The organism is Amycolatopsis sp. CB00013 (assembly GCF_001905755.1).
Taxonomy (GTDB): Bacteria; Actinomycetota; Actinomycetes; order Mycobacteriales; family Pseudonocardiaceae; genus Amycolatopsis; species Amycolatopsis japonica.
In genome coordinates this window covers 105,915-128,725 of the sequence record NZ_LIWC01000004.1, presented here as the reverse complement: position 1 = coordinate 128,725, position 22,811 = coordinate 105,915, and the positions used below count along the sequence as shown (strand labels likewise).

The 22,811-nt window shown below is 68.0% G+C and carries 34 protein-coding genes; 29 read left to right on the top strand and 5 right to left on the bottom strand.

The window, feature by feature from the left end:
* Positions 1 to 23: 23 nt before the first annotated feature.
* The 4 genes from AMK34_RS27190 to AMK34_RS27175 are packed head-to-tail and all read left to right on the top strand — an operon-like array spanning position 24 to position 2,512.
* Positions 24 to 1,157: a sensor histidine kinase gene (locus AMK34_RS27190; RefSeq protein WP_073847610.1), complete on the top strand. Its 1,134-nt coding sequence runs from the start codon at positions 24 to 26 to the stop codon at positions 1,155 to 1,157.
* Positions 1,148 to 1,792, top strand: a complete 645-nt coding sequence (locus AMK34_RS27185) for a response regulator (RefSeq protein WP_073847290.1) — start codon at positions 1,148 to 1,150, stop codon at positions 1,790 to 1,792. The genes AMK34_RS27190 and AMK34_RS27185 overlap by 10 nt, the downstream gene beginning before the upstream one ends.
* Positions 1,793 to 1,835: 43 nt before the next feature.
* A complete protein-coding gene (locus AMK34_RS27180; RefSeq protein WP_073847289.1) occupies positions 1,836 to 2,126 on the top strand; it encodes an ArsR/SmtB family transcription factor in 291 nt (96 codons plus the stop codon).
* On the top strand, positions 2,123 to 2,512 hold the full coding sequence (locus AMK34_RS27175) for a VOC family protein (protein ID WP_037332784.1): 390 nt from the start codon (positions 2,123 to 2,125) through the stop codon (positions 2,510 to 2,512). Before AMK34_RS27180 ends, AMK34_RS27175 begins: the two co-directional genes overlap by 4 nt.
* A 60-nt stretch (positions 2,513 to 2,572) precedes the next feature.
* Here AMK34_RS27175 and AMK34_RS27170 read toward each other — a convergent pair whose 3' ends face one another.
* Both AMK34_RS27170 and AMK34_RS43040 read right to left on the bottom strand, forming a co-directional pair.
* On the bottom strand, positions 2,573 to 2,953 hold the full coding sequence (locus tag AMK34_RS27170) for a VOC family protein (RefSeq protein WP_037332786.1): 381 nt from the start codon (positions 2,951 to 2,953) through the stop codon (positions 2,573 to 2,575).
* 47 nt (positions 2,954 to 3,000) lie between these two features.
* Positions 3,001 to 3,144, bottom strand: coding sequence for a hypothetical protein (locus tag AMK34_RS43040; RefSeq protein WP_158073309.1), 144 nt, complete (start codon positions 3,142 to 3,144; stop codon positions 3,001 to 3,003).
* A gap of 96 nt (positions 3,145 to 3,240) precedes the next feature.
* Here AMK34_RS43040 and AMK34_RS27165 point away from each other — a divergent pair, with 96 nt between their 5' ends.
* The 6 genes from AMK34_RS27165 (at position 3,241) to AMK34_RS27135 (ending at position 7,633) form a co-directional block, all read left to right on the top strand.
* A complete protein-coding gene (locus AMK34_RS27165; protein WP_073847288.1) occupies positions 3,241 to 3,879 on the top strand; it encodes a TetR/AcrR family transcriptional regulator in 639 nt (212 codons plus the stop codon).
* Between the two features lie 39 nt (positions 3,880 to 3,918).
* Positions 3,919 to 5,133, top strand: coding sequence for a DUF4241 domain-containing protein (locus tag AMK34_RS27160; RefSeq protein ID WP_073847287.1), 1,215 nt, complete (start codon positions 3,919 to 3,921; stop codon positions 5,131 to 5,133).
* Positions 5,134 to 5,150: 17 nt separating this feature from the next.
* Positions 5,151 to 5,573, top strand: a complete 423-nt coding sequence (locus AMK34_RS27155) for a PPOX class F420-dependent oxidoreductase (RefSeq protein ID WP_073847286.1) — start codon at positions 5,151 to 5,153, stop codon at positions 5,571 to 5,573.
* 200 nt (positions 5,574 to 5,773) lie between these two features.
* A complete protein-coding gene (locus AMK34_RS27145) occupies positions 5,774 to 6,343 on the top strand; it encodes a dihydrofolate reductase family protein (RefSeq protein WP_073847609.1) in 570 nt (189 codons plus the stop codon).
* A gap of 99 nt (positions 6,344 to 6,442) precedes the next feature.
* Positions 6,443 to 6,814, top strand: a complete 372-nt coding sequence (locus AMK34_RS27140) for a hypothetical protein (RefSeq protein ID WP_073847608.1) — start codon at positions 6,443 to 6,445, stop codon at positions 6,812 to 6,814.
* 60 nt (positions 6,815 to 6,874) lie between these two features.
* Positions 6,875 to 7,633 (top strand): class I SAM-dependent DNA methyltransferase, encoded by a 759-nt coding sequence (locus AMK34_RS27135; protein ID WP_073847285.1) that lies wholly within the window; start codon positions 6,875 to 6,877, stop codon positions 7,631 to 7,633.
* Here the strand turns inward: AMK34_RS27135 and AMK34_RS27130 are convergent.
* Both AMK34_RS27130 and AMK34_RS27125 read right to left on the bottom strand, forming a co-directional pair.
* Entirely contained in the window at positions 7,584 to 8,984 is a 1,401-nt protein-coding gene (locus AMK34_RS27130) for an MFS transporter (RefSeq protein WP_073847284.1), read from the bottom strand. The two genes, AMK34_RS27135 and AMK34_RS27130, sit on opposite strands and share 50 nt — an antisense overlap.
* Entirely contained in the window at positions 8,981 to 9,553 is a 573-nt protein-coding gene (locus AMK34_RS27125) for a TetR/AcrR family transcriptional regulator (RefSeq protein WP_241832873.1), read from the bottom strand. Before AMK34_RS27125 ends, AMK34_RS27130 begins: the two co-directional genes overlap by 4 nt.
* Before the next feature lie 624 nt (positions 9,554 to 10,177).
* On the opposite strand from AMK34_RS27125, the gene AMK34_RS27115 reads away from it, so the two are divergent.
* Positions 10,178 to 11,014: a hypothetical protein gene (locus AMK34_RS27115; protein WP_073847607.1), complete on the top strand. Its 837-nt coding sequence runs from the start codon at positions 10,178 to 10,180 to the stop codon at positions 11,012 to 11,014.
* Between the two features lie 78 nt (positions 11,015 to 11,092).
* Here the strand turns inward: AMK34_RS27115 and AMK34_RS27110 are convergent, their stop codons facing one another.
* The gene (locus AMK34_RS27110) at positions 11,093 to 11,758 is read right to left on the bottom strand and encodes a GntR family transcriptional regulator (protein ID WP_073847281.1); all 666 of its coding nucleotides are present in this window, start codon (positions 11,756 to 11,758) and stop codon (positions 11,093 to 11,095) included.
* A gap of 306 nt (positions 11,759 to 12,064) precedes the next feature.
* Here AMK34_RS27110 and AMK34_RS27105 point away from each other — a divergent pair, with 306 nt between their 5' ends.
* From AMK34_RS27105 to AMK34_RS27020, 18 genes are all read left to right on the top strand, one after another.
* On the top strand, positions 12,065 to 12,355 hold the full coding sequence (locus tag AMK34_RS27105) for a hypothetical protein (protein WP_198941758.1): 291 nt from the start codon (positions 12,065 to 12,067) through the stop codon (positions 12,353 to 12,355).
* Entirely contained in the window at positions 12,355 to 12,579 is a 225-nt protein-coding gene (locus AMK34_RS27100; protein WP_143202619.1) for a hypothetical protein, read from the top strand. Before AMK34_RS27105 ends, AMK34_RS27100 begins: the two co-directional genes overlap by 1 nt.
* A gap of 108 nt (positions 12,580 to 12,687) precedes the next feature.
* Positions 12,688 to 13,380 carry a hypothetical protein gene (locus tag AMK34_RS27095; protein ID WP_073847278.1) on the top strand — a complete coding sequence of 231 codons (693 nt, stop codon included), beginning with the start codon at positions 12,688 to 12,690 and terminating at the stop codon, positions 13,378 to 13,380.
* Between the two features lie 52 nt (positions 13,381 to 13,432).
* Positions 13,433 to 13,924, top strand: coding sequence for an NUDIX domain-containing protein (locus AMK34_RS27090; RefSeq protein ID WP_083650013.1), 492 nt, complete (start codon positions 13,433 to 13,435; stop codon positions 13,922 to 13,924).
* A gap of 53 nt (positions 13,925 to 13,977) precedes the next feature.
* Positions 13,978 to 14,193, top strand: a complete 216-nt coding sequence (locus tag AMK34_RS27085; RefSeq protein WP_073847277.1) for a hypothetical protein — start codon at positions 13,978 to 13,980, stop codon at positions 14,191 to 14,193.
* The gene (locus AMK34_RS27080) at positions 14,190 to 14,573 is read left to right on the top strand and encodes an SsgA family sporulation/cell division regulator (protein ID WP_073847276.1); all 384 of its coding nucleotides are present in this window, start codon (positions 14,190 to 14,192) and stop codon (positions 14,571 to 14,573) included. Before AMK34_RS27085 ends, AMK34_RS27080 begins: the two co-directional genes overlap by 4 nt.
* Positions 14,574 to 14,625: 52 nt before the next feature.
* A complete protein-coding gene (locus AMK34_RS27075; protein ID WP_073847275.1) occupies positions 14,626 to 15,021 on the top strand; it encodes a hypothetical protein in 396 nt (131 codons plus the stop codon).
* Positions 15,022 to 15,034: 13 nt separating this feature from the next.
* The gene (locus tag AMK34_RS27070; protein ID WP_073847274.1) at positions 15,035 to 15,241 is read left to right on the top strand and encodes a hypothetical protein; all 207 of its coding nucleotides are present in this window, start codon (positions 15,035 to 15,037) and stop codon (positions 15,239 to 15,241) included.
* Between the two features lie 11 nt (positions 15,242 to 15,252).
* Entirely contained in the window at positions 15,253 to 15,624 is a 372-nt protein-coding gene (locus tag AMK34_RS27065; RefSeq protein ID WP_143202618.1) for a hypothetical protein, read from the top strand.
* 64 nt (positions 15,625 to 15,688) lie between these two features.
* Positions 15,689 to 16,213: a transglycosylase SLT domain-containing protein gene (locus AMK34_RS27060; RefSeq protein WP_073847272.1), complete on the top strand. Its 525-nt coding sequence runs from the start codon at positions 15,689 to 15,691 to the stop codon at positions 16,211 to 16,213.
* Between the two features lie 172 nt (positions 16,214 to 16,385).
* Complete coding sequence (locus AMK34_RS27055; protein WP_073847271.1) at positions 16,386 to 16,565, top strand: hypothetical protein; 180 nt, start codon at positions 16,386 to 16,388, stop codon at positions 16,563 to 16,565.
* A gap of 104 nt (positions 16,566 to 16,669) precedes the next feature.
* Positions 16,670 to 17,023: a hypothetical protein gene (locus tag AMK34_RS27050; protein ID WP_073847270.1), complete on the top strand. Its 354-nt coding sequence runs from the start codon at positions 16,670 to 16,672 to the stop codon at positions 17,021 to 17,023.
* A gap of 38 nt (positions 17,024 to 17,061) precedes the next feature.
* Positions 17,062 to 17,244 carry a hypothetical protein gene (locus AMK34_RS27045; RefSeq protein ID WP_073847269.1) on the top strand — a complete coding sequence of 61 codons (183 nt, stop codon included), beginning with the start codon at positions 17,062 to 17,064 and terminating at the stop codon, positions 17,242 to 17,244.
* A 6-nt stretch (positions 17,245 to 17,250) separates the two neighbouring features.
* On the top strand, positions 17,251 to 17,511 hold the full coding sequence (locus AMK34_RS27040; RefSeq protein WP_073847268.1) for a hypothetical protein: 261 nt from the start codon (positions 17,251 to 17,253) through the stop codon (positions 17,509 to 17,511).
* A gap of 28 nt (positions 17,512 to 17,539) precedes the next feature.
* Entirely contained in the window at positions 17,540 to 17,731 is a 192-nt protein-coding gene (locus tag AMK34_RS27035) for a hypothetical protein (RefSeq protein WP_073847267.1), read from the top strand.
* Positions 17,732 to 17,866: 135 nt separating this feature from the next.
* Positions 17,867 to 18,766 (top strand): hypothetical protein, encoded by a 900-nt coding sequence (locus tag AMK34_RS27030; protein ID WP_143202617.1) that lies wholly within the window; start codon positions 17,867 to 17,869, stop codon positions 18,764 to 18,766.
* Between the two features lie 122 nt (positions 18,767 to 18,888).
* Complete coding sequence (locus AMK34_RS27025) at positions 18,889 to 20,082, top strand: hypothetical protein (RefSeq protein ID WP_073847605.1); 1,194 nt, start codon at positions 18,889 to 18,891, stop codon at positions 20,080 to 20,082.
* Between the two features lie 134 nt (positions 20,083 to 20,216).
* Entirely contained in the window at positions 20,217 to 22,568 is a 2,352-nt protein-coding gene (locus AMK34_RS27020) for an ATP-binding protein (RefSeq protein WP_143202616.1), read from the top strand.
* The last annotated feature ends 243 nt before the right edge of the window (positions 22,569 to 22,811 follow it).

Genomic DNA, 22,811 nt, shown 5'->3' with positions numbered 1-22,811 from the left:
GCGTTATGCCCATTCCGCCCGCGATGCGCCGCTTCCTGCGCAGAGCACTCCGCGGCACACTCGGTCTGGCGATCGGCGCCATGACCGCGGTCGCGGAGTTCTTCTATGTGCTCTTCGGCGGCCTCGCGCTCACGGTTCCCGCGCTACGGCAGCCTGTCCTGGCCGGTGCGCGTGTGCTGTCCGAAGTGGAACGGCGACGGCTGGAGAAGTACTTCGGCGAAGAGAACTCCACGAACTACACCGATCGCCGTGCGATGGCCTACCTCGTCCCGCGGTGCGTCATCGGACTGCTCTGCGCCGCGATCTTCGTCCTGATCCTGCTGGGCGCCGCATCCGGGGTGATCATCACCGCTCAGCTCTTCGCGGGTCAGTCGCCCGGAGGAGGAGCACCGGCCGACTGGTACGACCCGGTCACCACCGCCCTCTTCGGCGGGTTGCTCGTTTTCCTTGCCTTGCAAGGACTTATCGGAGCCGCGACGCTGGACGTCAGGCTGGCGAAGCGCTTTTTCGGTCCCAGCAAGAGCGAACAGTTGCGCCGGCGACTCTCCGAACTCACGACCAGCCGGGCGGAAGTGGTCGAGGCGGTCAACGGTGAGCGCCGCCGGATCGAACGTGACCTGCACGACGGCGTCCAGCAGCGGCTCGTCGCGCTCGGGATGCTGCTCGGCCGGGCCCGTCGCGCGACCGACCCGGAACACGCGTCGGATCTGCTCCGGCAAGCGCACGAGGAATCCCAGCGCGCCCTGGTGGACCTGCGAGAGGTCTCGTGGCGGGTGTATCCGATCGCGCTGGATTCGGACGGACTGCATCCCGCGCTGGAGGCGCTGGCGGAACGCTCGGGCATCCCAGTCCACCTGCGGGTCGACCTGCCGGAACGGCCACCGGCGGCCATCGAGACCGTCGTCTACTTCGTCGCTTCCGAGGCGGTCACCAATACGATCAAGCACGCCGCGGCGACGCGGATCGACATCGACGTGGAGCGGGACGGGAGCAAGGTGCGGGTACGGATCACCGATGACGGCACGGGCGGGGCGAGGGAGTCGGGCGGCGGGCTTTCCGGCCTCGCGATGCGCGTCGCAGCGGCGGACGGACGGTTCACAGTGGACAGTCCGCTCGGCGGCCCGACCGTGGTGACCGCGGTGCTGCCGTGCGGGTGATCCTCGCGGAGGACTCGACCCTCCTGCGCGAAGGGCTGGTCCGGCTGCTGGTCGAAGAGGGACACGAGGTCGTGGCCTCGGTCGGCGACGGCGACGCGCTCCTCTCGACGACGGCCGCCTACCGGCCGGACGTGATCGTCACCGATGTCCGGATGCCGCCGACCCACACCGACGAGGGCCTTCGCGCGGCGCTCGAGATCCGGAAACGCTGGCCGGAGATCGGGGTACTGGTGCTCTCGCAGTACGTCGAGAAGCGCTACGCCACCGAACTGATCACCGGTGACAGCGAACGCGTCGGCTATCTCCTGAAGGACAGGGTCGCTCAGGTGGGCGAATTCCTGGACGCGCTCGAACGGGTCGCCGCGGGCGGTGCCGCGTTCGATCCGGAGGTGGTGCGACGGCTGCTCGCGCGGACCACGCACACCGATCCGCTCGCGAAACTGACCCCCCGCGAACGTGAAGTGCTGGAGAAAATGGCGCAGGGGCACACGAATCCCGGAATCGCCGAGTCGTTGTTCATCTCGCTGAGCGCTGTCGAGAAGCACGTGAACGCTCTCTTCGACAAGCTCGAACTGGCCAGCACCGCCGGCTACAGCCGTCGCGTCCTGGCCATCCTGCGCTACCTCGGGTCCTGACCCCGAGTTGACAGGCAAGTGACGGCTTGCCTATAACTGAGTCGTGGACGGCGACCTGTTCAAGGCGATCGGCGACGCGACACGACGCACCATCCTGGACGAGCTGACCGAAAAGGACGGTCAGACCCTGTTCGAGATCTGCGGCAGGCTGACCATGAAGCATGGCTTGACCTCGTCACGGCAGGCCATCTCGCAGCATCTCGCGATGCTCGAACAGGCGGGCCTGGTGCGCACCCGGCGACAGGGCCGCTACAAGTTCCACCACATCGACACGAGCCCACTGCGGTCGATCGTCGAGCGGTGGCCCATCGACCGAGAGGAACCGAACCCGTGATCCGGATCAACATCACCAGCGTCTTCGTCGACGACCAGGCGAAGGCCCTCGACTTCTACACCGAAAAACTGGGGTTCATCAAGAAGAACGACGTACCCGCCGGGGACGCCCGTTGGCTCACCGTCGTCTCCCCGGCCAATCCCGACGGCGTCGAACTGCTGCTGGAACCGGACGGGCACCCCGCGGCGAAGCCGTTCAAGAAGGCGCTGGCCGACGACGGCATCCCGTTCACCCAGTTCGCCGTCGACGACGTGTACGCCGAGGTCGAGCGACTCAAGGGGCTCGGCGTCGAGTTCACCCAGGACGCCGTGGACATGGGCCCCGTGGTCACCGCCGTCTTCGACGACACCTGCGGCAACTTGATCCAGCTCGCCACGATGAAGTAGACCCGGCGAGGCAAAGCGGGGCTTGGCCCACTGTGGACCAAGCCCCACTTTGACGTTTCCCTACTGCTGCACCCACTCCACGAGCTCAACGGGCACGCCGTTCGGGTCGGTGACCATGAAGAGACGCTCTCCCCACGGTTCTTCCCGCAGCGGCAACGTGATCTCGACACCTTCGTCGCGCAGGCGCTTCTCCTCGGCCTCGAGGTTCTCGACCGTGAAGGCCACGATCACGCCGGACGCGCGCTGCTGCCGCAGGTTCTCCGGCAAGACCTCGATCCCCGCCTGAAGCAGGACGATGCTCACCTTCGCGGTTTCGTGCCCGAGGGAGACGAAACCCTCCGCGGCCATCTGCTCGGTGAAGCCGAAGTGCTCGGTGAAGAAACGGCTGGACGCGGTGACGTCGTCGACGGTCAACGAAATGGTGGAGGCAAGGACGTTCATGGGCTATCCCCTTCGGTCGGCGTTGAGTTTTCGGATGAGCTGAGCGGTCAGTACGACCGGCGGCGCGGGACGCCGATCGAGCGGCGCACCGGCATCGAGCGGCCGGGGAACGGCTGCTGATGACGGCGGTCGTTCCGGCGGACCTGGGCGCGGTTGGTGCCTTCGTTGCCTTGGGGGATTCGAGCGGTCAAGGAGCCTCTTCTCTCGTGGTCGGTAGTACGGACGTAAGTTTACATCCGACCTACTGGAAGTCAAGAATATTTTTACGACGGTGGTAAACTTCGCTCATGACCAGCACGGATGTGGGCCTCCGGGAGCTCAAGAAGCAGGAGACACGGCAGCTGATCTCCGACCAGGCGACGCTTCTCTTCATCGAGAAGGGCTTCGAGGAGACGACGATCGCCGAGATCGCCGCCGCGGCGAGAGTCGCGAAGAAGACCGTCACCAACTACTTCGCGCGCAAAGAGGACCTGGCGCTCGACCAGCACGAGGAGTTCACGAACGGGCTGGCGAACGCCGTCCGCGACCGGAAGCCGGGTGAGTCGGCGCTGGCCGCGCTACGGCGCACCTTCCTCGACGCGGTGGCGGAGCACTCTCCCGTGATCGGCTTCACCGGGCCGGTCTTCGCGAAAATGGTGCTGGAGAGCCCGACCCTGACCGCACGGCTGCGTGAACTGCACGAACTGCGCGAAGCCGCGCTCGCCGACCTGCTCGCGACCGAGACCGGAGCCGACGCGGACGACGTCACGCCGGTCATGGCCGCCGCCGAGCTCAACGCGATCGACCGCGTCCTCTTCCGCGAGGTCCTCCGGCGTTCCCACGCCGGCGAGAGCAACGACGAGATCGCCGAGGCGCTGACGAAGGCCACCAAACGAGCTTTCGAGCTGCTGGAGCCCGCCTTCGGCGACTACGCGATCCGCGAATAGCCCTGGGTTTTGTCGGGGGTAACCGCTAGGTTTCGCCTCATGTCTGAGGGGACCTTGCTCGACGTCGTCTACTGCGAAGGCTGGGACCCGGCCGCCCGCGCGCTGATCGGAAGGTTCTCCCCCGGAATCGCGCGGGAACGCGACGCCTCCGGGGAGCAGTACGCCGTCGCGTTGGTACGTCCCGGCTCCGGAGTTCCGTTGGTACTGGTCGAAGTCGCTTGGAAGCACCACTTCGCCCGCTCCGCGCACTTCGACGAGCGGAGCAGACGCCGTGGGTTGTTCGAGTTCCGTGTGCTCGAAGACGGCTCGCTGTTCCTAGTGAAGGTCGAACAGTGGACCTACCATTTCGATGACCAGGAGGAATTCGACGAGCAGAACGCCGGCCGTGTCGAGCTGTCCTTCGGCCCCGACGGCGACGGCTGGATGCACAAGGCTCCTCGGGGTTACGGCGGCGGTTCCAGCAGCGGCCGCGTGCGAAAGCCGTTGTCCGAGCTGAGGATGCCGAAGCCCACCTTCGGTGACTGGGAACCCTTCACGAATTCCAAGGAGCTGACTCTGCGGACGCCGGACACCCCGGTCACCGATCCACCGCTTCCGGTCGAGGAACGCCCTTGGCGGCCCTCCGTTCCCTTGCGCCCGTTCGGTATCGACGAGATGTTCACGGCGGGCACGCGCTTCTCCCTGAGCGGCGGCCATGGCGTCGTCGAGATCGGGCTTCGGGACGCCGGGACCCTCCGCATGACGAGCGGCAGGCTCGTCGCGGCGGATCCGGCCTTCCTGGATTCGGACGCCGCGCACTTCACGGTCACCGTGCCTCCCGGCGAGTACCGGGTGGTGGTCTCGGTGATCCGGTTCGTCGACGAGCCGTCCCACGAACGGGTCGTGGCCGCGAAACTCGTCGTCGCCGACGTCCCCGTCGCCACCTGGGAAGCAGCGCTCTGGCCAGGGCAGAACGCGCTTTTCCTCGGTGACGGGGAGTTCTACGGCTATGGCGTGGACAGCGGCACGGGCTGCTTCACCGATGCCGACGCCCTTCCCGAAGAGATGGACGACGAGCTGCTCGAGAAGTTCGAGGAGGTGGACCCGCATATCGACGTCACCCCGGACGGCGCCGACGGCAACATCATCGCGTTCACCACCGGCTGGGGAGACGGCAGTTATCCGACCTGGATCGGCCGGGCGGCCGACGGCACGCCGGTCTGCTTCGTCACCGACATGCTGATCCTGAACCGTGCCCGGATTCTCACGGCCTGAGCGGGGATCATGGCGCCATGACCTTCACCGGAGAAGAGATCGCGTACCTGCGCTCGCAACCGTTGGCCCGCTTCGCGACCCTGTCGGAGGACGGTGAACAGCCCGACGTCGTCCCCTTGGCGTTCGAATTCGACGGAACGGATTTCTGGGTTGGCGGCGCGGGCGCATCGGTCCTGGCGACCCGGAAGTTCCGCAATATCCAAGCGGGACAACGCAAAGTCGCCTTGCTCGTCGACGACCTCGTCTCGCTCGACCCGTTCATCGCGCGCGGTGTCCGGATCTACGGAGAGGCCGCCGACCCGGTCGAACGGATCGGAATCGTCGGCCCGGGCATCTACTCGCGCGTGACGCCGAAGGTGTCGTGGAGCTGGAACATGGCGGGCGAACCCGCGGGCGAGGCTTGGTATCCGTCGAGGCGAGCGGTTCACGGCGACACGTAGAGGAGCATGTCCATTCCTCGGCTTGTTGCGAGGTCGGATGCGCGGGAAGGCCACCGATGAGCGGGATGTAGGGATCTTCGCCGAGTTCCAGGGCGAGCCCGACATCAGCGTCGGTGAACTCGCGAAGGACGACGGATCCGTGGGCGGGCGGCTCGGTCATCGGTCCATTCTTGTCGGTGGGTGGCGGTACCTTCGAATCCATGCGGGAGCTGATCGTCACCGAGAACTGCACGATCGACGGCGTGATCGAACTGACGGGCGACTGGTTCAGCCCGGGCGACACCGATCCGGACGTGGACCGGTCCGACGTTCTGGCCACGCTCCGGGAACAACGTGAGAACGCCGACGCGTTCCTGCTCGGACGCGTCACCTTCGAAGACATGCGCGGGTACTGGCCGCACCAAACCGAAGACACGACAGGCATTTCCGCTTATCTCAACACCGTGAACAAGTACGTCGTCTCGAGCACGCTCACGGAGCCGGAGTGGGAGAACACCACCGTGCTCTCCGGTGAGCTGCGCTCGGAGATCGAGAATCTGAAGGCCAGTGAAGGCAAGGACATCGTGACCACCGGCAGCGTCTCGCTGGTGCGATCGCTCATCGCCGACGGGCTCGTCGACGAGTACCGGTTGTTCGTCTATCCCGTCGTGGTCGGCGAAGGCCGTCGACTGTTCGAGGGCGCCACCGGTGTCCCGAAGCTTCGGCTGGTGGAGGAGAGGTCGTTCGCTTCGGGAATCGTGCTGCTGCGCTACCGGGCGGCGTCGAACTGACGGCTTCACCGGGTCGTGCGGCGGGAATTCCCTGCTCACCCGCTGCTGAGTAGGGTCGTGCTCCGGTTCGGCGACGGGAGAACGACGGAGGTGGCGCGCATGGCCGACGCGTCGAAGTTCACGGCCGAGGTGTTCCGTCGCGCGTCGGAACGGCCCGAGGTCCCACCGAGGCTGGCCCGGGCGGCGACCTGCGTCCGGGAAGGCAAGTTCACTTGGGAGGAGGTCGCTACCGGGAATTGCGAGCACCCGCTCGCGCAGGCGTTGTTCGCGCCCAGGGCCCAGGAGAAGCTGTGGCCGCTGCTGGCCGAGGTCGCTGCCGAGCTCGAGTCGGAGCCTCCGCCCGCCGAACCCCGGCGCGCGCGACGAGCACCGACGACGGACGACGACTTCAGTGAGTACACCTACCTCGAAGACCTGGCCGACCAGAACACGCGTCCCGCATGGCCGCAAAAGCGGGGGCGTGGCCGGTGAGCGTCCCCCGTAAGAAAACAGGATGAGGAGCGCACGGTCCCGCGCGTAGCGTCGGCGACCGTGATCGGTGAGACGGGCACAGGAGACGACCCTTCGGACGGCTGGTTTCCCGAGAGCGTGGCCGCGAACTACGACGAGCCGGGCGGAGCGAACGCACCCGACGTGGTGACGCCCGCGGTGGAGGTCCTCGAAGACCTGGCCGACGGCCCGGTGCTCGAGTTCGCCGTCGGAACCGGACGGATCGCGATCCCGCTGGCCGCGCGTGGCGTGCCGGTGAGCGGTATCGAACTGAGCCGGGCGATGGCGGCACGGATCGCGGGCAAGCCGGGGGGCGGCGCGGTCGGCGTCACGATCGGAGACATGACGGAAACGCGGGTGGACGGCGAGTTCTCGTTGGTCTACCTGGTGTTCAACACGATCGGCAACGTGACCACCCCGGACGGGCAGGTCGACGTCTTCCGCAACGCGGCGGCGCATTTGCGGCCGGGCGGGCTGTTCCTCGTCGAGGTGGGCCTGCCCGCTCTGCGCCGCCTGCCGCCCGGACAGGACACCGTCCCGTTCGCGATGGCGCCGGGCTATGTCGGTTTCGACCAGTACGACGTGGTCACGCAGGAGTTCACGTCGAACCACGTCACCGTGGCACCGGATGGGCAGGGGCGGTTCCGCCGCATCCCCTTCCGGTACGTCTGGCCTGCCGAACTGGACCTCATGGCACGCATCGCCGGGATGCGCCTGAAGCACCGTTGGGCGGACTGGGACCGCTCGGAGTTCACTGCCGAGAGCACGAAGCACGTGTCGGTCTGGGAGCGCGGTTCGTGAGGATGATGGCCGCGCTGACGGCGAGCAGAGGCAAAGCCCACAGGGCCGTCGTGAGGTAGCCGGCCCGGGAAGGGAGCAACGTGCCGTCCGGGGTGGCGGCGGCGAGCAGGAGACCGGCGAGAGCACTGCCCACGGCCATCCCGATGCTGCGGGCGATCTGGTTGATCGAGAGCACGCTGGCCGTTTCCCCTTGGGGCACACCGGCCAGAACGAGTTTGGGCATCACCGCGAAGACACCTCCGACGGCGAAACCGAGCAGGGCGATCGCGACGAGGACGAGAAGGAACGACCGGTTGCCGATGGCGAACAGCAGCGCGCTCGCCACTGCGATCAGGACCGCGAACGCGTAGGTCCACCGTTCGGTGAGGCGTGCGATGAGCCGCGGGATCGCTTTTCCCGCAACGAATCCGAGCAGTGAGAAGGGGATCAACGCCGCACCCGCGGCGACTCCAGGAAGCGCGAAACCGTAGTGGGCGCCGGCTGGCGTCTGCACGTAACGAGTGAACAAGCTGAACAGCAGGTACAAACCCGCACCGGCCACGAGAATCGCCAGATTCGCGCGGAGGATGCCGCCTTGGCCGAGCAACCGGAGGTTCACCAGCGGCGCCGTCGTGCGCAGTTCGATGAACGCCCACACGGCCAGGACCGCGATGGACCCGGCGAGAACACCGATGCCCAGCCACGCGGTCGTCCAGATCGACGGCTCGGCGATGACCAGGAGGATCCCGAGCGTGCCGAGTGCGAGCAGCAGCGTGCCGGGAACGTCGATCCGAGGAAGCTCACCGGGTGCTTCGTCGGGCAGGAACCGCCAGGCGATGACGAACGCGACAGCGGAAAGGAGGAAGCCGAAGCCGTATGCGACACGTAGTCCCGCGAGCTGGTCGAGAAGGCTGACCACCGGGTAGCCGACGCCAATGCCGACCGTCGACGCGACCGAAAGGGCGGCGATCGTCGATGTCGCGCGCTCAGGCGGCAGGTGTGCGCGGGCGACGCTCATCAACAGCGCCCCGGCCGCGACCCCGAGGCCCTGCATGCCGCGTCCGATCAACAGCGCCGCGTACGGGAGCGGGAGCACCGTCAGCAACCCACCCGTCATGACCAGGGCCAGGGTGCCCAGGATCGTGGCGCGGCGGTACGGGCCGCTGCCGAGCCTGCCCAGCACCGGGCCCGCGATCGCGCCGCTGAACAACGTCACCGTCAAGGTCCACTGCGCGGCGTCCAGCGAGACGTGCATGCCCGTGGCGACCGGAGTGATCAGGGGCGCCCCGACGCTGCCGATCACCGCGCCCGCCAACGCCGTGCACACCAGCGCGGGGCTCAGCCGCTCGTCGTGCCGGACGGGGACACTCATCGGTTCGTCTCGGTGGTGATGTGGGTGAACAACCCAGGCTGGATCCGGGTGCGGACGCCCTCGGCCCAGGCGTCGCCGACCTGCTCGACGTCCATCGCGGCGCCGGTGTTGAGCAGCATTCCGAAGGCGAGGAACGTCTTCACGGTCACCGGGTCGAGCCCAGTGCCGTCCTCGGTCGTGCCCCACATCCGCGCGAAACAGGACCGCACCGTGTCCCGCACCTCCGGGTCACCACACGCGGCGAAGCCCTGAAGCTGCAACAACAACCCGGTCCGGTCGGCCAGGAGGTCGTAGTACTGCGCGCCCATCGCCGAGAGCGCGTCCAGGCCGGTCTTCCCGTCGCCCGCGTCCCGCATCGCGTCGCTGAGCCGCTCGAACGCGGCTTGGACCAGCTCCAGGAACAGGGCCTTCTTCGTCCCGAACATCCGGAAGACGTACGCCTGCGTGATCCCCGCCGTCTTCGCGATCGCTTCCGTCGACGCCCCGTGCAGCCCGTGTTCCGCGAACTCCTTCGCGGCGATGGCCAGTACTTGGGCACGTCGTTCGGGTCCGCTCATCCGTCCAGCCATCCCTCTAAGTTACTGGTTACTAACCACTAACTAAAGGTGGCCTACGCAACAAACAAAGCGGCCCCGTGACTGGGTCACGGGGCCGCTTTGGTGTGGCGAGTGAGGGATTCGAACCCCCGAAGGCAGTGCCGTCTGATTTACAGGGAAACGACTGCAACGCGCTGACCTGCACGTTTGCCGATCTATACCCCAGTGCGCCCGCAATGCGCCCGTCGGGAACTCTCAGCGCGCCGTCCCAGCGTCTTCGCGCCGCGGCTTCAGCGCGTTCGCCAAGATCCACTGGCGGTGCCATGAAGCACCCTCTCCGGGCGTTCCGAGAGGGTACGTGACCCAACCAACCCAATGCCCCGTGACGGTGATGGCCCATGTGCTCAAAGTCCCGGGGACGATGCCCGTGAGGTCAAGCCCGTCCGGAAGCGACCCCCGCGGGACTCCGACCGGGAACACGCGACGCAGATCGACCCAAACAGGCTTGGGCGGCTCCACCTCATGCACGTACGGCACACCATCCGCAGGCGTCGTCAGATCAGACACATGTTCGAGTATGCGACCAGCGACCTGCTGAACCAAGGGCACACACCTGGGGGCTTGCAGCCCTCCAGCACTAGGACCAAGATCGGCGAAGTGAACGAGTTGGCGCTTACGAATGAACGTCGGGACGAGCTTGCAACGCTACTTGCCGATGAGCAGCGACTTCGTCGCGAATACCCGAAAGTTGCCGACTACCTCGACATGGCACCTCAGTTGCAGGGAACCGGCGATGAGCGAGTAGATGCGGCCTTCGATCTGCGAATCATCCACTACATGACCGCCGACCTGCCTATCGGCTCGAACCCATACTGGGACATCGTCGCCCCCTTCGTGTTCGAGCACGAAGGACGCCGCGTCGTGAACGGCGGACAGGCAGCAGGTAGCAGTCGCCTCAGCTATGCAGCAATGCTGTTACAGGCCGCATATGCTTACGCCATCCCATCACCGGAAACCCTCGAATGGGTATCTACTGAATCCGCAGGGCGCCCATTGATCGAATTGGGATCCGGCCGCGGGTATTGGGCCGCCCAACTAGCCCAACGAGGCCTGAAAATTGAGGCATACGACTTCGAACCCCCACATGCGACCAACAACCCTTCCTTCCCAAGCGCCCAGGGCCAGAGAGACGAATGGCACCAGGTACGAACGATGGAAGAATTTCAGCAACAACACCAGGATCAGGAAAACACGATCCTATTCTTATGCTGGCCACCCGGCTGGGGCAACGAGATGGCTTCGGACTCTCTGCATGCTTTCGAAAAGGCCGGAGGCGCCGAGATGATATACGTCGGCGAGCCAAAGGGCGGAAAGACGGCTAACGATCAGTTCTTTGATTTACTATCGAAGAACTGGACGCTTAGGTCTCAAGACGCAAACTTTGTCTCGTGGTGGAACTTGAAGGACACTGCCCAGTTTTGGACCAAATCCTAAATCGGGCAGGGCGACGGAAGTTCTGTCGCCCTGCCCGATTTCCAACTCGCCGCTAACCGCTCAGCGCAAGCGAGACGACTAGTCGAGCGTCATCCGAAACACGAATGCGTCGTATCGGTCACGCGGATATGAAACGTCCGAGATCATGACTACTTCACCATTCGCGTCAACGAACCGCTGATGTATCGACTTCACCAGGTCCCCCGAACCCACCCGCAGCCACTCCGCATGCTCCGGAGACGGAATTCGATCCCTGATCGTCTCTTCGAGGACCGTAGCCGTTGAAATACCCTCAACCCGCGCGGGCTGATAGGTGTCCGAAATCGAAATCGGCCGCCCACCCTCCGACGCCCGAGTAACGACTCGCGAAACTTCAGACCCCACCTCTAAGCCGAGCGCCTCGGCCGCGTCCGACGTAGCAGGGACCCGTTCGACATCCCGCTCAACTCGAACCTCCCGCTCGGTTTCATTTCCAAAGGTGGTTTCAGGGTCCTGCATCTGCCGCTCAGGTGAAATCCGGACGAGGTTAGTCCGACTGGCGACAAACACCCCCCGGCGACGCACAGAGCGCACTAGCCCCTGATTCTGCAATAACTCGATCGCTTTTCGGACGACAATATCCGAAACGTTGTTCCTTTCAGCAATTTCCGCATAGCTCGGCAACTGAGTCCCCGACGGAAGTTCTCCCGTCCGGATGCGACGCGCATAATCGCCCGCAATGGTGACATATGCTGGCTCCGCCACGGTTTAATCCCTTCATCGAACTCCGAAATACCCGGCTGACCATAGTATACCCAACTTCGTATACGTAAGCCAGATGAAGGCCATTCCCCGCCGCGCATTCCCGAAGTCGGGACGCCCGAAGCCGACGCTACTCATGTGACACGCGCTTACCTGAGTCACAACCTTGCCATTAGGCCAAACGAGTGAACCTGCGCCCTACGTATACGTAGAGCTTGTGCGTATACGAAGCTGCGTATACGTTGAAATGGCAAGGTTCACCGCCCCACCGGCGGCCCCCAGCGACCGCGACACATAAGGACCAAAACCATGAGGAACATGCGCCCGAGCCGCCGCCAGATCGAGATGAACGCCGACGACCTGGACTTCGACTTCTTCGCTGACACGACCGGCCTGGCCGGCGATGTGCCCACCTCGATGGCGTTCGGTGGTGTCGCTGACCTGGCCGACCTGTTCGCGGAGATTGCGGAGTTCGACCAGGAGCTGCGGCTGCTCGATGCCGAGTTGCTGGCGCACGAGGTTCACCACGCGGTGGGCGACGCCATCGTGCTCAAGCTCCGGCTCGGGGAGATCAGCACGGTGCGGGGGTGGGCGGCGTGATGACCATCGACCGCCTTTTCGTTCCGGCCGCGTTCTGTGGCCTGGTGGCGACGATGCCGCCCGCGTCGGCGACGCCGTTCGAGCGGTTGGAGTGGCTGGACCGCACCGTCGACCAGCTGCGCAGCGAGGTTCGCGGCCCGCACGGGTTGAGCGCGCTCCGGCTGGTCGAGGCGATCGACCAGGTACGTCACGCCACGCACGACGAATTCGCTTCCGCCGCCTGACCTTCTGATTCTGGGCGCGTTTCCGCGCCATATTCCCGAAATTTTCCGCATTCGTTCCGGGGCACCGCCATGCCTTGTGCCGGTTCCTCTTGCTCGGAAGGACTTCCCATGACTCGCACGGTGAACACCGAGATCGCCGCCCGGTTCCACGACCTGGCCGACACGCTGGTCCGCAATGCCGCGGTGCTGACCTCGGCGGGGCTGCCGGAGTCCGTGACCTCGGTCCGCGCGGCGGTCTATGGCGATGTCGCTGAGCACCTGCGGTTGCTCGCGGATGACGAGTTCGACGAGGGGCAGTGCTTCCCGCTGGCACGGCCGGTCGGGGAGGCGGAAGTAGCCAGCATGGTGGCGCGCCGTTTCGAGATGTTCGCCGGGTTGCTGCACGCCAACGCCCGTGTGCTGACCAGCGGCACGACGGAACCCGTGATGGCGCAGCGTGCCGCGGTGTACCGGGACGTCGCGTCCCAGATGCGCATCCTCGCCGGTGAGGTGCACCGGCTCGGTGAGCCTCGGTCACGCGTGTCCCGGCCGCCGTTGTCGAACGTGGCCCCGGTGAGCCCGGTGGTGGTGCGGGCCGCGACCCGGGCGCCGAAGGTCCGGCCGGCGTTCCTGGAGAACGTGGTGGCCGCGATCGCGAAGCGCCGTTCCCAGGGCTGGTCGGTGGCGCGCCTGACCCGCTGGCTGGGCACCAGCCTGCGTGACCCGCAGACCGACCAGGTCCACCCGTGTGCCCAGCGCTCCTTCGTCTCCTACGTCACCGACCTGCTGACCACCCCGGCCGCGACCGCCCGCGCCGCCTGACCCTGCTCGGTTCCTGCCCGCTGCTGCTCGTGTCCGGAAAGGACTTCTCCTGATGTCGCTGATCGGTTCGCTCGCCGCGAAGATCGCCGCGAAATTCGATGACCGTGACCCGGTGTTCTACGCCGCCGATGTGCTGCTGTTCGCCAAGTCCCGCACCGGCCTGGTGCACGTGCTGCTGATCGAACGGGGCTGGAACCCGCACAAGGGCAAGATCGCGGCCCCGGGCGGCCACGTCGATGCCGGGGAGACCTCGGCACAGGCGGCCCGCCGGGAAGCCGCCGAGGAAACCGGCCTGGACCTGACCGGGGTACGGCTGCACCGGGTCGGGATCTACGACCAGCCCGGCCGGGACACGCGGGGCCGGTACGTCTCGGTCGCCTACACCGCGCTCCTGCCGGACATGCCCGCCCCGATCGCCGGGGACGACGCGGCAGCAGCGGCCTGGATGCCCCTGCACATCGCGGCCCGGCTGGCCCGCCAGGGCCGGTTCGCCTTCGACCACGCGGACATGCTCCTCGACGCCTGCCGCATTCACCAGTGGTGAGCGGGAGACCCGCCCTCGCCGACGCCGCAAACTGTCCTGAAAGGACACGGACCGTGAGTCATTCGCCCTACTCCCACGAAGTCCTGCGCGAGATCTCCTACGCGATCAGCGACTTCGGCCAGCTGATGGCCCACGGGGCCATGAACCCGGACCTCCGGGTCGCCGAGCAGGCCGACCGTGTCGCCGCCCTGCTCGAAGAGAAGGCCCGCCACTTCCGCCAGGTCGCCGGTCTCTGGCGGCCGCAACGAGCGACGCAGGAGGAGCCGTGACACTGACCTTTCCCGCCACCGCCGTCCTGAACGGACAGCACCGGGTCCCGGTGTTCCTGACCTACGACGTCGCGGATCCGTGGGCGGTCACCCTCGCCGTCGGCGCGCGGCTGTGGCTGTTCGCCCGCGACCTGCTCGCTTCGGGCGTGTACGAACCCGCCGGGGACGGAGACGTGCAGGTCCGCCCCGACACCGGCGGCGCGTTCGACGCGGTGCTCGTAAGCCTGTCGAGCCCGTCCGGAACGGCGGAACTCGCGGTGCCGCGCGGCACTGTCGAGGCGCTGCTGGACGCCGCCGACGCGCTCGTGCCCGCCGGTCACGAACAGATCGACTGGGACACCGAGTGGTCCCGCCTCACCGAAGGTCCGGCCGCCGCCTGACCTCGCACACGTTCGTCAACCCCAACGTTCTTTCCTGGAAAGGGAATTCGCCATGGCTTACATCAAACTGACCGCCCACTATGCCGAGCAGTCCGGCGGTCGTGTCGCCGTCGGCGCCTGGCACCTGTACATCACGCTGAAAAACGGGACCAAGGTGGACTTCCCGGCCCCGTTCGTGCCGCTGAACGAGACGCTGGCGGTGACACCGGTCATCGAGCCCGACGGTGACGCCGGGGTGCGGATCGACTTCACCCGCTGGTCGCCGATGCGTTACGGCGTCGCAGGCAGCACCGGTTTCCCGATGTGGATGTCCTCGCAGGAGATGGCGGTGCGAGTGGCGCGCGCGTTCGACGCTGACCCGGCCACCCGCTGGTCCGACTCGCCCGACGACATCCGTACGTGGCTGCGGTCGTGGCTGGCGGCCAACGACGCGCCGCAGACGGCCTGAGGCGGGTGGCGTGATGAGCGTGTTCGAGATCGCGAAGGAGCACGGATCGTGGCGGTTGGCCGGGTTCGCGGTGGCGGTGCTGCTGTTCCTGGTCGTCGGGTTGCTGCGCTGGCCGCTGCTGCTGACCGCCAGGTTGCTGCTGGCGGTGCAGTCCGGGTTGGACGCCCGGATCACCCACAGTTTCGCCGGGACCGTCCCGGCCCCGCAGGAGACCGGGTGAAGGGAGAAACGATGGCAGACAACGAGATCCGTCACCGGGACCGCGGTGACCTGGCCGCCCCGGAGCTGGGCGGGCCGAGGGTGGACCGGGCGATCGCCCGGGTCGGATGGTGGCTGCCCGAGGCCGCCGCCGCCGGGCTGCTGGCCGGGCTCGCCGCCTGGGCCGGATGGGACTGGGCACTCTGGCCGATCGGGTTCGGCCTGGCGGTGCGGATCGGGTGGGAGTGGGCCCCGGCGCGGCGCTCGGCCCGGTTCATCACCACGGTGATCGGCTGGCTCGCCGGCCACATCCGCCGCTGGCGGCAACGCCACCACGACCGCTCCAGCTCGCTCGCCACACCGGACGCGCGCGACGCGGAACAGCGGGACGAGGTCGCCTCATGACCGCCCGCACACCGCACTCCGCGCCGGATGCCGGTTTGAGACGCAGGACGGGAGGTGAATACCCATGACCCTGTTGGGGAAAGTTGGCGCGGCCGCCGCGCTGTTCGTGATCGCCGCGGTCGCCGTCGGCTACACCAAGGACGAAGGCCTGTTCGGCGATGACGTGGGCCTGGCCGCCGAGGCCGGGCCCGGGGTCGCGGACATCCCGCCCGCCTACCTGGCCCGCTACCGGGCGGCCGCCGGAACCTGTCCCGACCTGGACTGGGCGCTGCTGGCCGCGATCGGGAAGGTCGAGACCAACCACGGCCGCCTCAAAGCACCGGGCGTGTCGTCGGGGGCGAACTTCGCCGGGGCGGCCGGTCCGATGCAGTTCCTGCCCGCCACCTTCGCCGGAGTCCGCAAGCGCCACCCCGGCCTCGGCGGCAACCTCTACGACCCCGACCATGCGATCCCCGCGGCCGCGCACTACCTGTGCGACTCCGGCCTCGCCCGGGGCGATGCCTATCGGGCGATTTTCGCCTACAACCACGCCGACTGGTACGTCGACAAAGTGCAGGCCCAGGCCGCCGCCTACCGCCGCGCCGCCTGACCCTGCTCGGTTCACGCCGAACGTCTTCCGGCACCTGTACCGGCGCTGTTCTTGCGCCGTAGCAACCGTTCCACTGTTTCAGCCGCTTCACCGCTCGACGGGGCGCGGTCGCATCGTGGCGCCCGCATCCCGGCTCCATCCCTTGTGTCACAACAACCCTTGGAGAAATCCCATGAAGCTCCTCGCCTTCGTCGTCGCCGTCATCACCGCGTGGCTCACCTGGGGCGCGACCAGCCTGCACCAGAAGAACCCGGCCGAGTACGGCCTGACCCTGCCGCTCGTCCTCGGCGCGATCACCGTGCTCGCGCTGGCGGTCACCTTCTCCGGCAAGGCCAAGGCCAAGGCCAAGTAACACCGCTTCACCACGTTCACGGGACCCGGGTTCCGGGCGGCCGCACACCGATGCCCGCCCGGAACCCGACCCGCCAACACACTGACCTGCAAAGGAAAGCCTCTATGCCCTCATCCGCACCTGCAGCCCGTCGGGGCGCGCTGCGCTGGCTGGCGCTGCTGGCCGTGCCGATCACGGCCGCGTCGCACGCCGCCTGCACCGCCACCGGTGACACCCGCCCCGACGGTCCGGCCTCGCCGGCCACCGCCGGGCCGTGGCTGATCGACCACTTGACCGGCGAGGAAGACGCGACCACGTCGCTGGAGCGCTACGTCGCGTTCTGCGCGCCGCCGGACGCGTTCGGCCCCACCCGCACCCCGGCCGCCGACGAGCTGGTCCCGGTGGCCATCACCGCGGCCGACTTCACCCGGCTCCGACCGGGCGTCCCGTGTCCGGCCGACCTGCGCGGCACGCGATGACCGGATCCGAGCAGGTACCGGGCGATGGTGTTCCTCCGGTGGCCGAGCCCGCGAGGGCCTACCCGATCACCCCGGAGGCGTCGGACACGCGGTTCACGTTCGGGCTGGTGCTCGACGTCGCCGCCGTGCTCACCGCGCACGGCTACCCGCCGCTGGCCGGGGGCGCCGATCACGTGGACCTGCAACAGGCGCTGTTCTCGTTCCTGTACCGAAAGGACTGATGCCCGGTGCGCATCATCATCGGCCTGGTCGTGTTCGTCGCCCTGTGGGCGATGTTCTTCCTCGGCTACCGCGTCACCCCGCCCGCCGTGAGCCCGCCGCCCCCGCGCACGTCGGCGCCGTGCCCGACACCGCGCACGGATCCCGACGGCACCGCTCCGATGGTGCCCGGCACGACCGCCGGGCCGACGGCGAACGCACGTCCGGCGCGAGACGCGGCCTGCACGGCGACCACCACCGTCACCGTCACCGCGGCGCCCACCCCGTGACACACCCTGACCCCGCGGGGAGTGCCTGATGCCGTGGTGGCTGTGGCTGCTGCTGGTGCTCGCCATCGTCACGGTCGTGTGTGTCGCGACCGTGGCGGTGGCGGTGTGGCGGATGTTGTGGCGGGTCCGCAATCAACCCGAGTTCGCGCCGTATCGGCCGACCGGAGTGGTTGGGGACGCGGCCGCCCGTGTCGCTGAGCAACGCCGCAACGACATCTGACGCAATCCCCGCTCGCTCCGTGATCCCGGCCGTGATCCAGGCCAACCCCAACAGCCCCACACGAAATGAGTCAGTGACCACTGTGGACACCCGGCCCCTTTGCCGCTGGTGTTTTCCGGCCACGAGAGGTTGATCATGTTCGAGATCTTCAAGAGGAAGACCAAGTCCGCCAAGAAATCCGGCACACGCAAGGCCGCTCCCAAGCGCGCCGTCCCCCGCAAGACCGCCAGCGCGAAAAAGGCCACCACCGCCCGGAAACCGGCCACGCCGCGCAGGACGCGGGCGCTGTGCGTGGTGTGCAGGGAACGGTTCCAGACCAACCCGGCACTGCGGATCTGTGGCCGGAAACGCTGCGCCGCCGAGCTACGGCAGCGGTCGCGGACCACGTCCACACCGGCCAAGCCGCCCGCGCCGCGTCGGGCGCCGCGCCGCCGGGCGGCACCGTCCACACCGGCCCGATCGCAGACCGCGTCTGCCCCGGGCGCCGCGCCGAAGATGACCGCGGCTGACCTGGCCGCCTGGTGGGGGAAAGCCAAGGCCAGCGGCCAGCAGTCCCAGATCAGGGACTGGAACCACCACCACCCCCGGTGGCGGGACGAGATCGTGCGCAACGCCGCCGCGCTCAACCAGGCCGCCGCGCTGCTGTCCGGGCCCGACCGGGCCGCGCTCAACGACATCGCCCGCGCCGCCTCGGCCATCACCGACGACCAGATCCGCCGGGCCGCCGAGGCAGACACTCACGCCAACCGACCGAGCAGCATCGCCCACCGGCTCATGGCCCTCGGCGACCAGCTCACCGCGCTCACCACCAAGTACGAGCGTGCCGGGGTCATCCAGGTGAAGCGCTCCGGCGCTGCCAGGACGACCCCGCCGGCCGGGACCACGGTCACCAACGTCAACCACGCCGCCCCCGGATCCACGGTCGGCTCCCAGCACGACGTGACCACCGACCGCACCCGAGTCACGCGCAACGTCGCCGACGGCAACGACGTCGTGGACCGGCAGGTCGGCATCGACCTCCGCCGCGACCAGTAGGCCACGCACCCACCGACGCCCCGGCGCCACGGTTGCCGCGCGCAGCAACAGAAACACGTCACTGCCCACTGTGGACACCCGGCCCCGTGCCGCTGGTGTTCCCCGGCGAAGAGAGGTTGACCATGAGCTGGCAGGAAGAGATCCGGGCCAACCGCAAGGCCAAGGCCGAGGCTGCTCGGTTGGACGAGACCGCGCGGACCGGGAACGAGATCGCGCTGATGAAGGCGGCGGCGGATGTGGCCCGCGCCGACCGTGACCAGGACGCCGCCCACGCCGAACGCGAACGGGAGATCCGGGAGAAGGAGCGGGAGAAGCGCCGCGCCGACCGCAAGGCCAAGTGGGGCAAGGTCACCGCGTTCGCGAAGGCGCATGTGGTGGACGGGCTGATCTACGGGATCGCGCTGGTGTCGTTCGCGATGGCGGCCCCGGCGATGTCCGGCTACGGCGAGGACGTCTACCGGTCCCCGCTCGGCGGGTTCCTGCCGCTGATCACCGAACTCGGGATGTGGGCGTTCGCGATCGCGGTGCTCGTCGCCCGCGTGAAGGCCCCGGATCGGCCGGTGTGGGGATTCCAGGCCGGGGTGTGGGTGTTCGGGACGCTGGCGTTCCTCACCAACGCCGTCCACGGCTGGTCCCGCGGCTTCGACGCCGCGCTGATCATGGGCGTGGTGTCGGTGGCCGGGGTGGTCGCGCACCAGCTGGCGATCGCGACCCCGCCGAGGTCGAAGGCCCAGCGGGCGGCGGACAAGCTCACCGCCGCCCGGGTCGCGAAGACCCACGCGGCGGCCCGCGCGGCGCTCAAGGCCGCCGCCGCGCAGATCGACGCCGACGGCAACGCCCGCCTCACCTACGCCCCCGGCACCTTCGAGATCCGCCGGTTCCGCCGCCGTCTGATCCCTGTCGCGCCCGATCTGGACGTCGTCGGCCCGCCGGACGCGTTCGATGCCGAATTGGCGAACCTGCTCGGTTCGAGCCACCTCGACCCCGAACCGGGACCGGGTGGTGGGGTCGCCACCGATCCCGGGCCGCCGGACGGTGTCCCGGGCCCGGCATCCGAGGGCCCGCCGGCCGCACCGGATCCCGCAGCACCCCGCCCGGCCGGTTCGCCGGGGCCGGGGAAGAAGACCGGGAAGCGGTCGCGCCCGGCGGCTCGCAAGGCGGGACGGGACGCGCACTGGGAGTCGGTGCAGGCCCGGTTCAGCGAGGCCGTCGCGGCCGGTGACCTCGACCCCGGAACCGACTCGATCTACAAGATCGCGAAACAGCTGCGGTGCGGGAAGACGTTCGCCAAGCGGCTCAAGCAGACCGGCGGCTGATCCCGGCCCGATCCGGCCCGTCCCGCACCCCGGCCCGTCGATGGGCGGGTGCGGGACGGGACCGGTCCGCGCCGGGGTCGCGCCGTCCCCTTCACTCCCCGCCCGGCGCGAGTTCGAGAAAGGAACAACCGATCATGAGTCACGACACCCCCGCACCCCCCGGGACCGGGGACAACAGCACTGACGGGCCGGTCTGGACCGGCCCGCTGAACGAGGGTTCCGGACCGGCCGGAACCGGGCCCGGGACGGGCACGACCGTCGTCCCGTTCCGCCGTCCCGAGACGCCCGCCGACCCGGACACGATCGACGGGGAAGTGATCGAGGACGGACGATGGATCGAGCGGTCCGAGACCCGGCAGACGTGGGGCACCCGGGTGCTGCACGGCACCGGGCGGGTGCTGGCCGGACCGTCGGACGAGACCCGCGCACGGCTGGCCATCGCGACCGTGGATGCCGCCCACGTGACCGGGTCCGGGATCCGGTCCGGCGCGCGGGCGCTCAAGCGCGGCGGCCGGGTCCTGCACCGGCACGCCTCGATCATCGGCGCCGGGATCGAGGCCGCCCGGCAGCGTCGCCGTGCCGACCACGACCACACCGACCTCAAGGCCGCCCGCGCGGCGGCCAACGAACGCGGCGACGCCACCGCGGTCGAGGCCCTGACCCGGCAGCACAACGAATCCCGCCACGTCGGGGTGGACGCGGCCGCGAAGAAGTTCGCCCTGGCCTGGTCGATCCTGTGGCGCGGCAGTGCCGCCCTGGGAGTGCTGTTCGTCGTCTCGGTGATCGTGGGCGGGATCAACGGGTTCGGCCGGTGGCTGGGGGTGTTCAACGCCAACGACGTGCTCGCCGTCTGGCGCGACGCCCTCGCCATCGTCTACACCATCGCGGTGGTCATCGTGACCTGGTGGTGGGCCGTCCCCACCGGCTGGATGCTGCTGAAGCTGTCGCGCTGGTGGCGGGACGGGAACCGGCTCGGGGAACAGGTTCTGCCCGTTCACCTGCGGAAACAGGCCGTGGGGAATCTGCGGGTGGAGCTGTCGGAGTCCGCGATCGTGCAGGCCTTGGGCAACATCGGCAACAGCAAGCTCAACTCGGTGATCAAGGCCGGGTGGCCCAACCGCGAGACCGAGAACCCGTGGGTGCAGCCGCCGATGGTCGATGGCAAGGGCTGGTCGACCAAGATCCGGCTCCCGCAAGGGGCGCCGGTGTCCCAGGTGGCGAAGGCCAAGGAGATGCTCGCGCACAACCTGGCCTGCCGCCCGATCGAGCTGTTCATCCGGCCCGACGCCGAAGACCCCACCGTGATGGACCTGTTCCGGCTCAACCACGGGGTGTTGCGTGAGCCGGTCGATCCGTATCCGCTGCTGCATGACGGTGCCACCGACTACTGGAACGGAGGTTTCCCGGCTGGAGTGAACCTGCGCGGTGAGCCGATCACCACGACCATGCTTGAGCGGAACTTCGCGTTCGCCGGGGCGCCGGGGTCGGGCAAGTCCACGCTGATGATCGCCCTGACCGCCGGGGCGATCCTCGATCCGCTGGTGGACGTGGATGTGTTCGTGTTCGCCCAGAACAACGACTACGAAGCGTTCAAACCCTGCCTGAACACGTATTCCGCCGGTGTGGAGCCGGAAAAGGTGGATGCCGCGCTGGAACACCTGCAGGCCCTCTACGACGATCTCACCGTGCGGGGCCGTCTGCTGCAGAAGCACAACGTGAGCAGCGTCCAGGAGGCCGGCCGGGCGATCGTGGCGAAGGAGCCGGGGTTGCGGCCCCGGATCGTCGTGCTGGAGGAGTGCCAGAAGCTGTTCCGCCAGGACAAGGCCGAAGATCGCCGCAAGGTCGTGAACCTGGTGGTGAACCTGTTCATGGCGGCCCGGAAATACGCCGTCCACATGGCGTTTCTCACCCCGAGCCCGTCGGATCAGTCGTTGCCGCGGGACCTGATCGCGGTCACCACGAACAAGGCGTGCGGGGCGATCGGCGACAAGACCCGCAACAACGTCGTGCTCGGGGAGAAAGCCCACGAGAACGGCATTTCCGCGCTCAGCCTCAAACCCAAGACCGAGACCGCACTGAACGACGTCGGGACGCTGGTCACGGTCGGGTTCATGGACGAGCCCGGCGCGCTGCGCTCTTACCACCTCACGTCCGCGCAGCGTGAACAGATCGCGGCCCGGGCGGCCGAGGCGCGCGGCGCCAGCGCCGTCACCGAGATCGAGGTGGTGCGCGATCCGCTGGCCGACATCCTCACCGTGATCGCCGACATCACCCCGCGCGAGGGAGAGCAGCACCCCCGCGCGGCGGCGATCGCCGCCGCGCTATCCGCCCGCTGGAACCACTACAGCAAGTGGAAGAGCAAGCAGGTTCTCGACGTCCTCGACGCCGCGAACTACAAGGTTCCGACTACCGACCGTATTTTCCCGGTCGACCCGGTCCGGGTCGCCGACGCTCTCGCCGCCCGGGAGACCCTCCCGGGCGAATGAGCCCCGGCCCGGGGCCGCTCACACCCCGAAACCGGGGCTTCGAGCGGCCCCGGGACCGGCGACTCATCCCGCTCATTCACTTCATTCCCGCTCATTTTCGCTGATCAGCGCCCCGACCTGCGAAGTCGCCCCGAAAATGAGCAAGCTCATTCGCTTTCGCAAAACTCATCCGGAAACTCATCCCGGACTCATTCGCCCGCCCGCCCCGGCGCGGGCGGGTTCCCCGATGCCGCGACCCGCCAG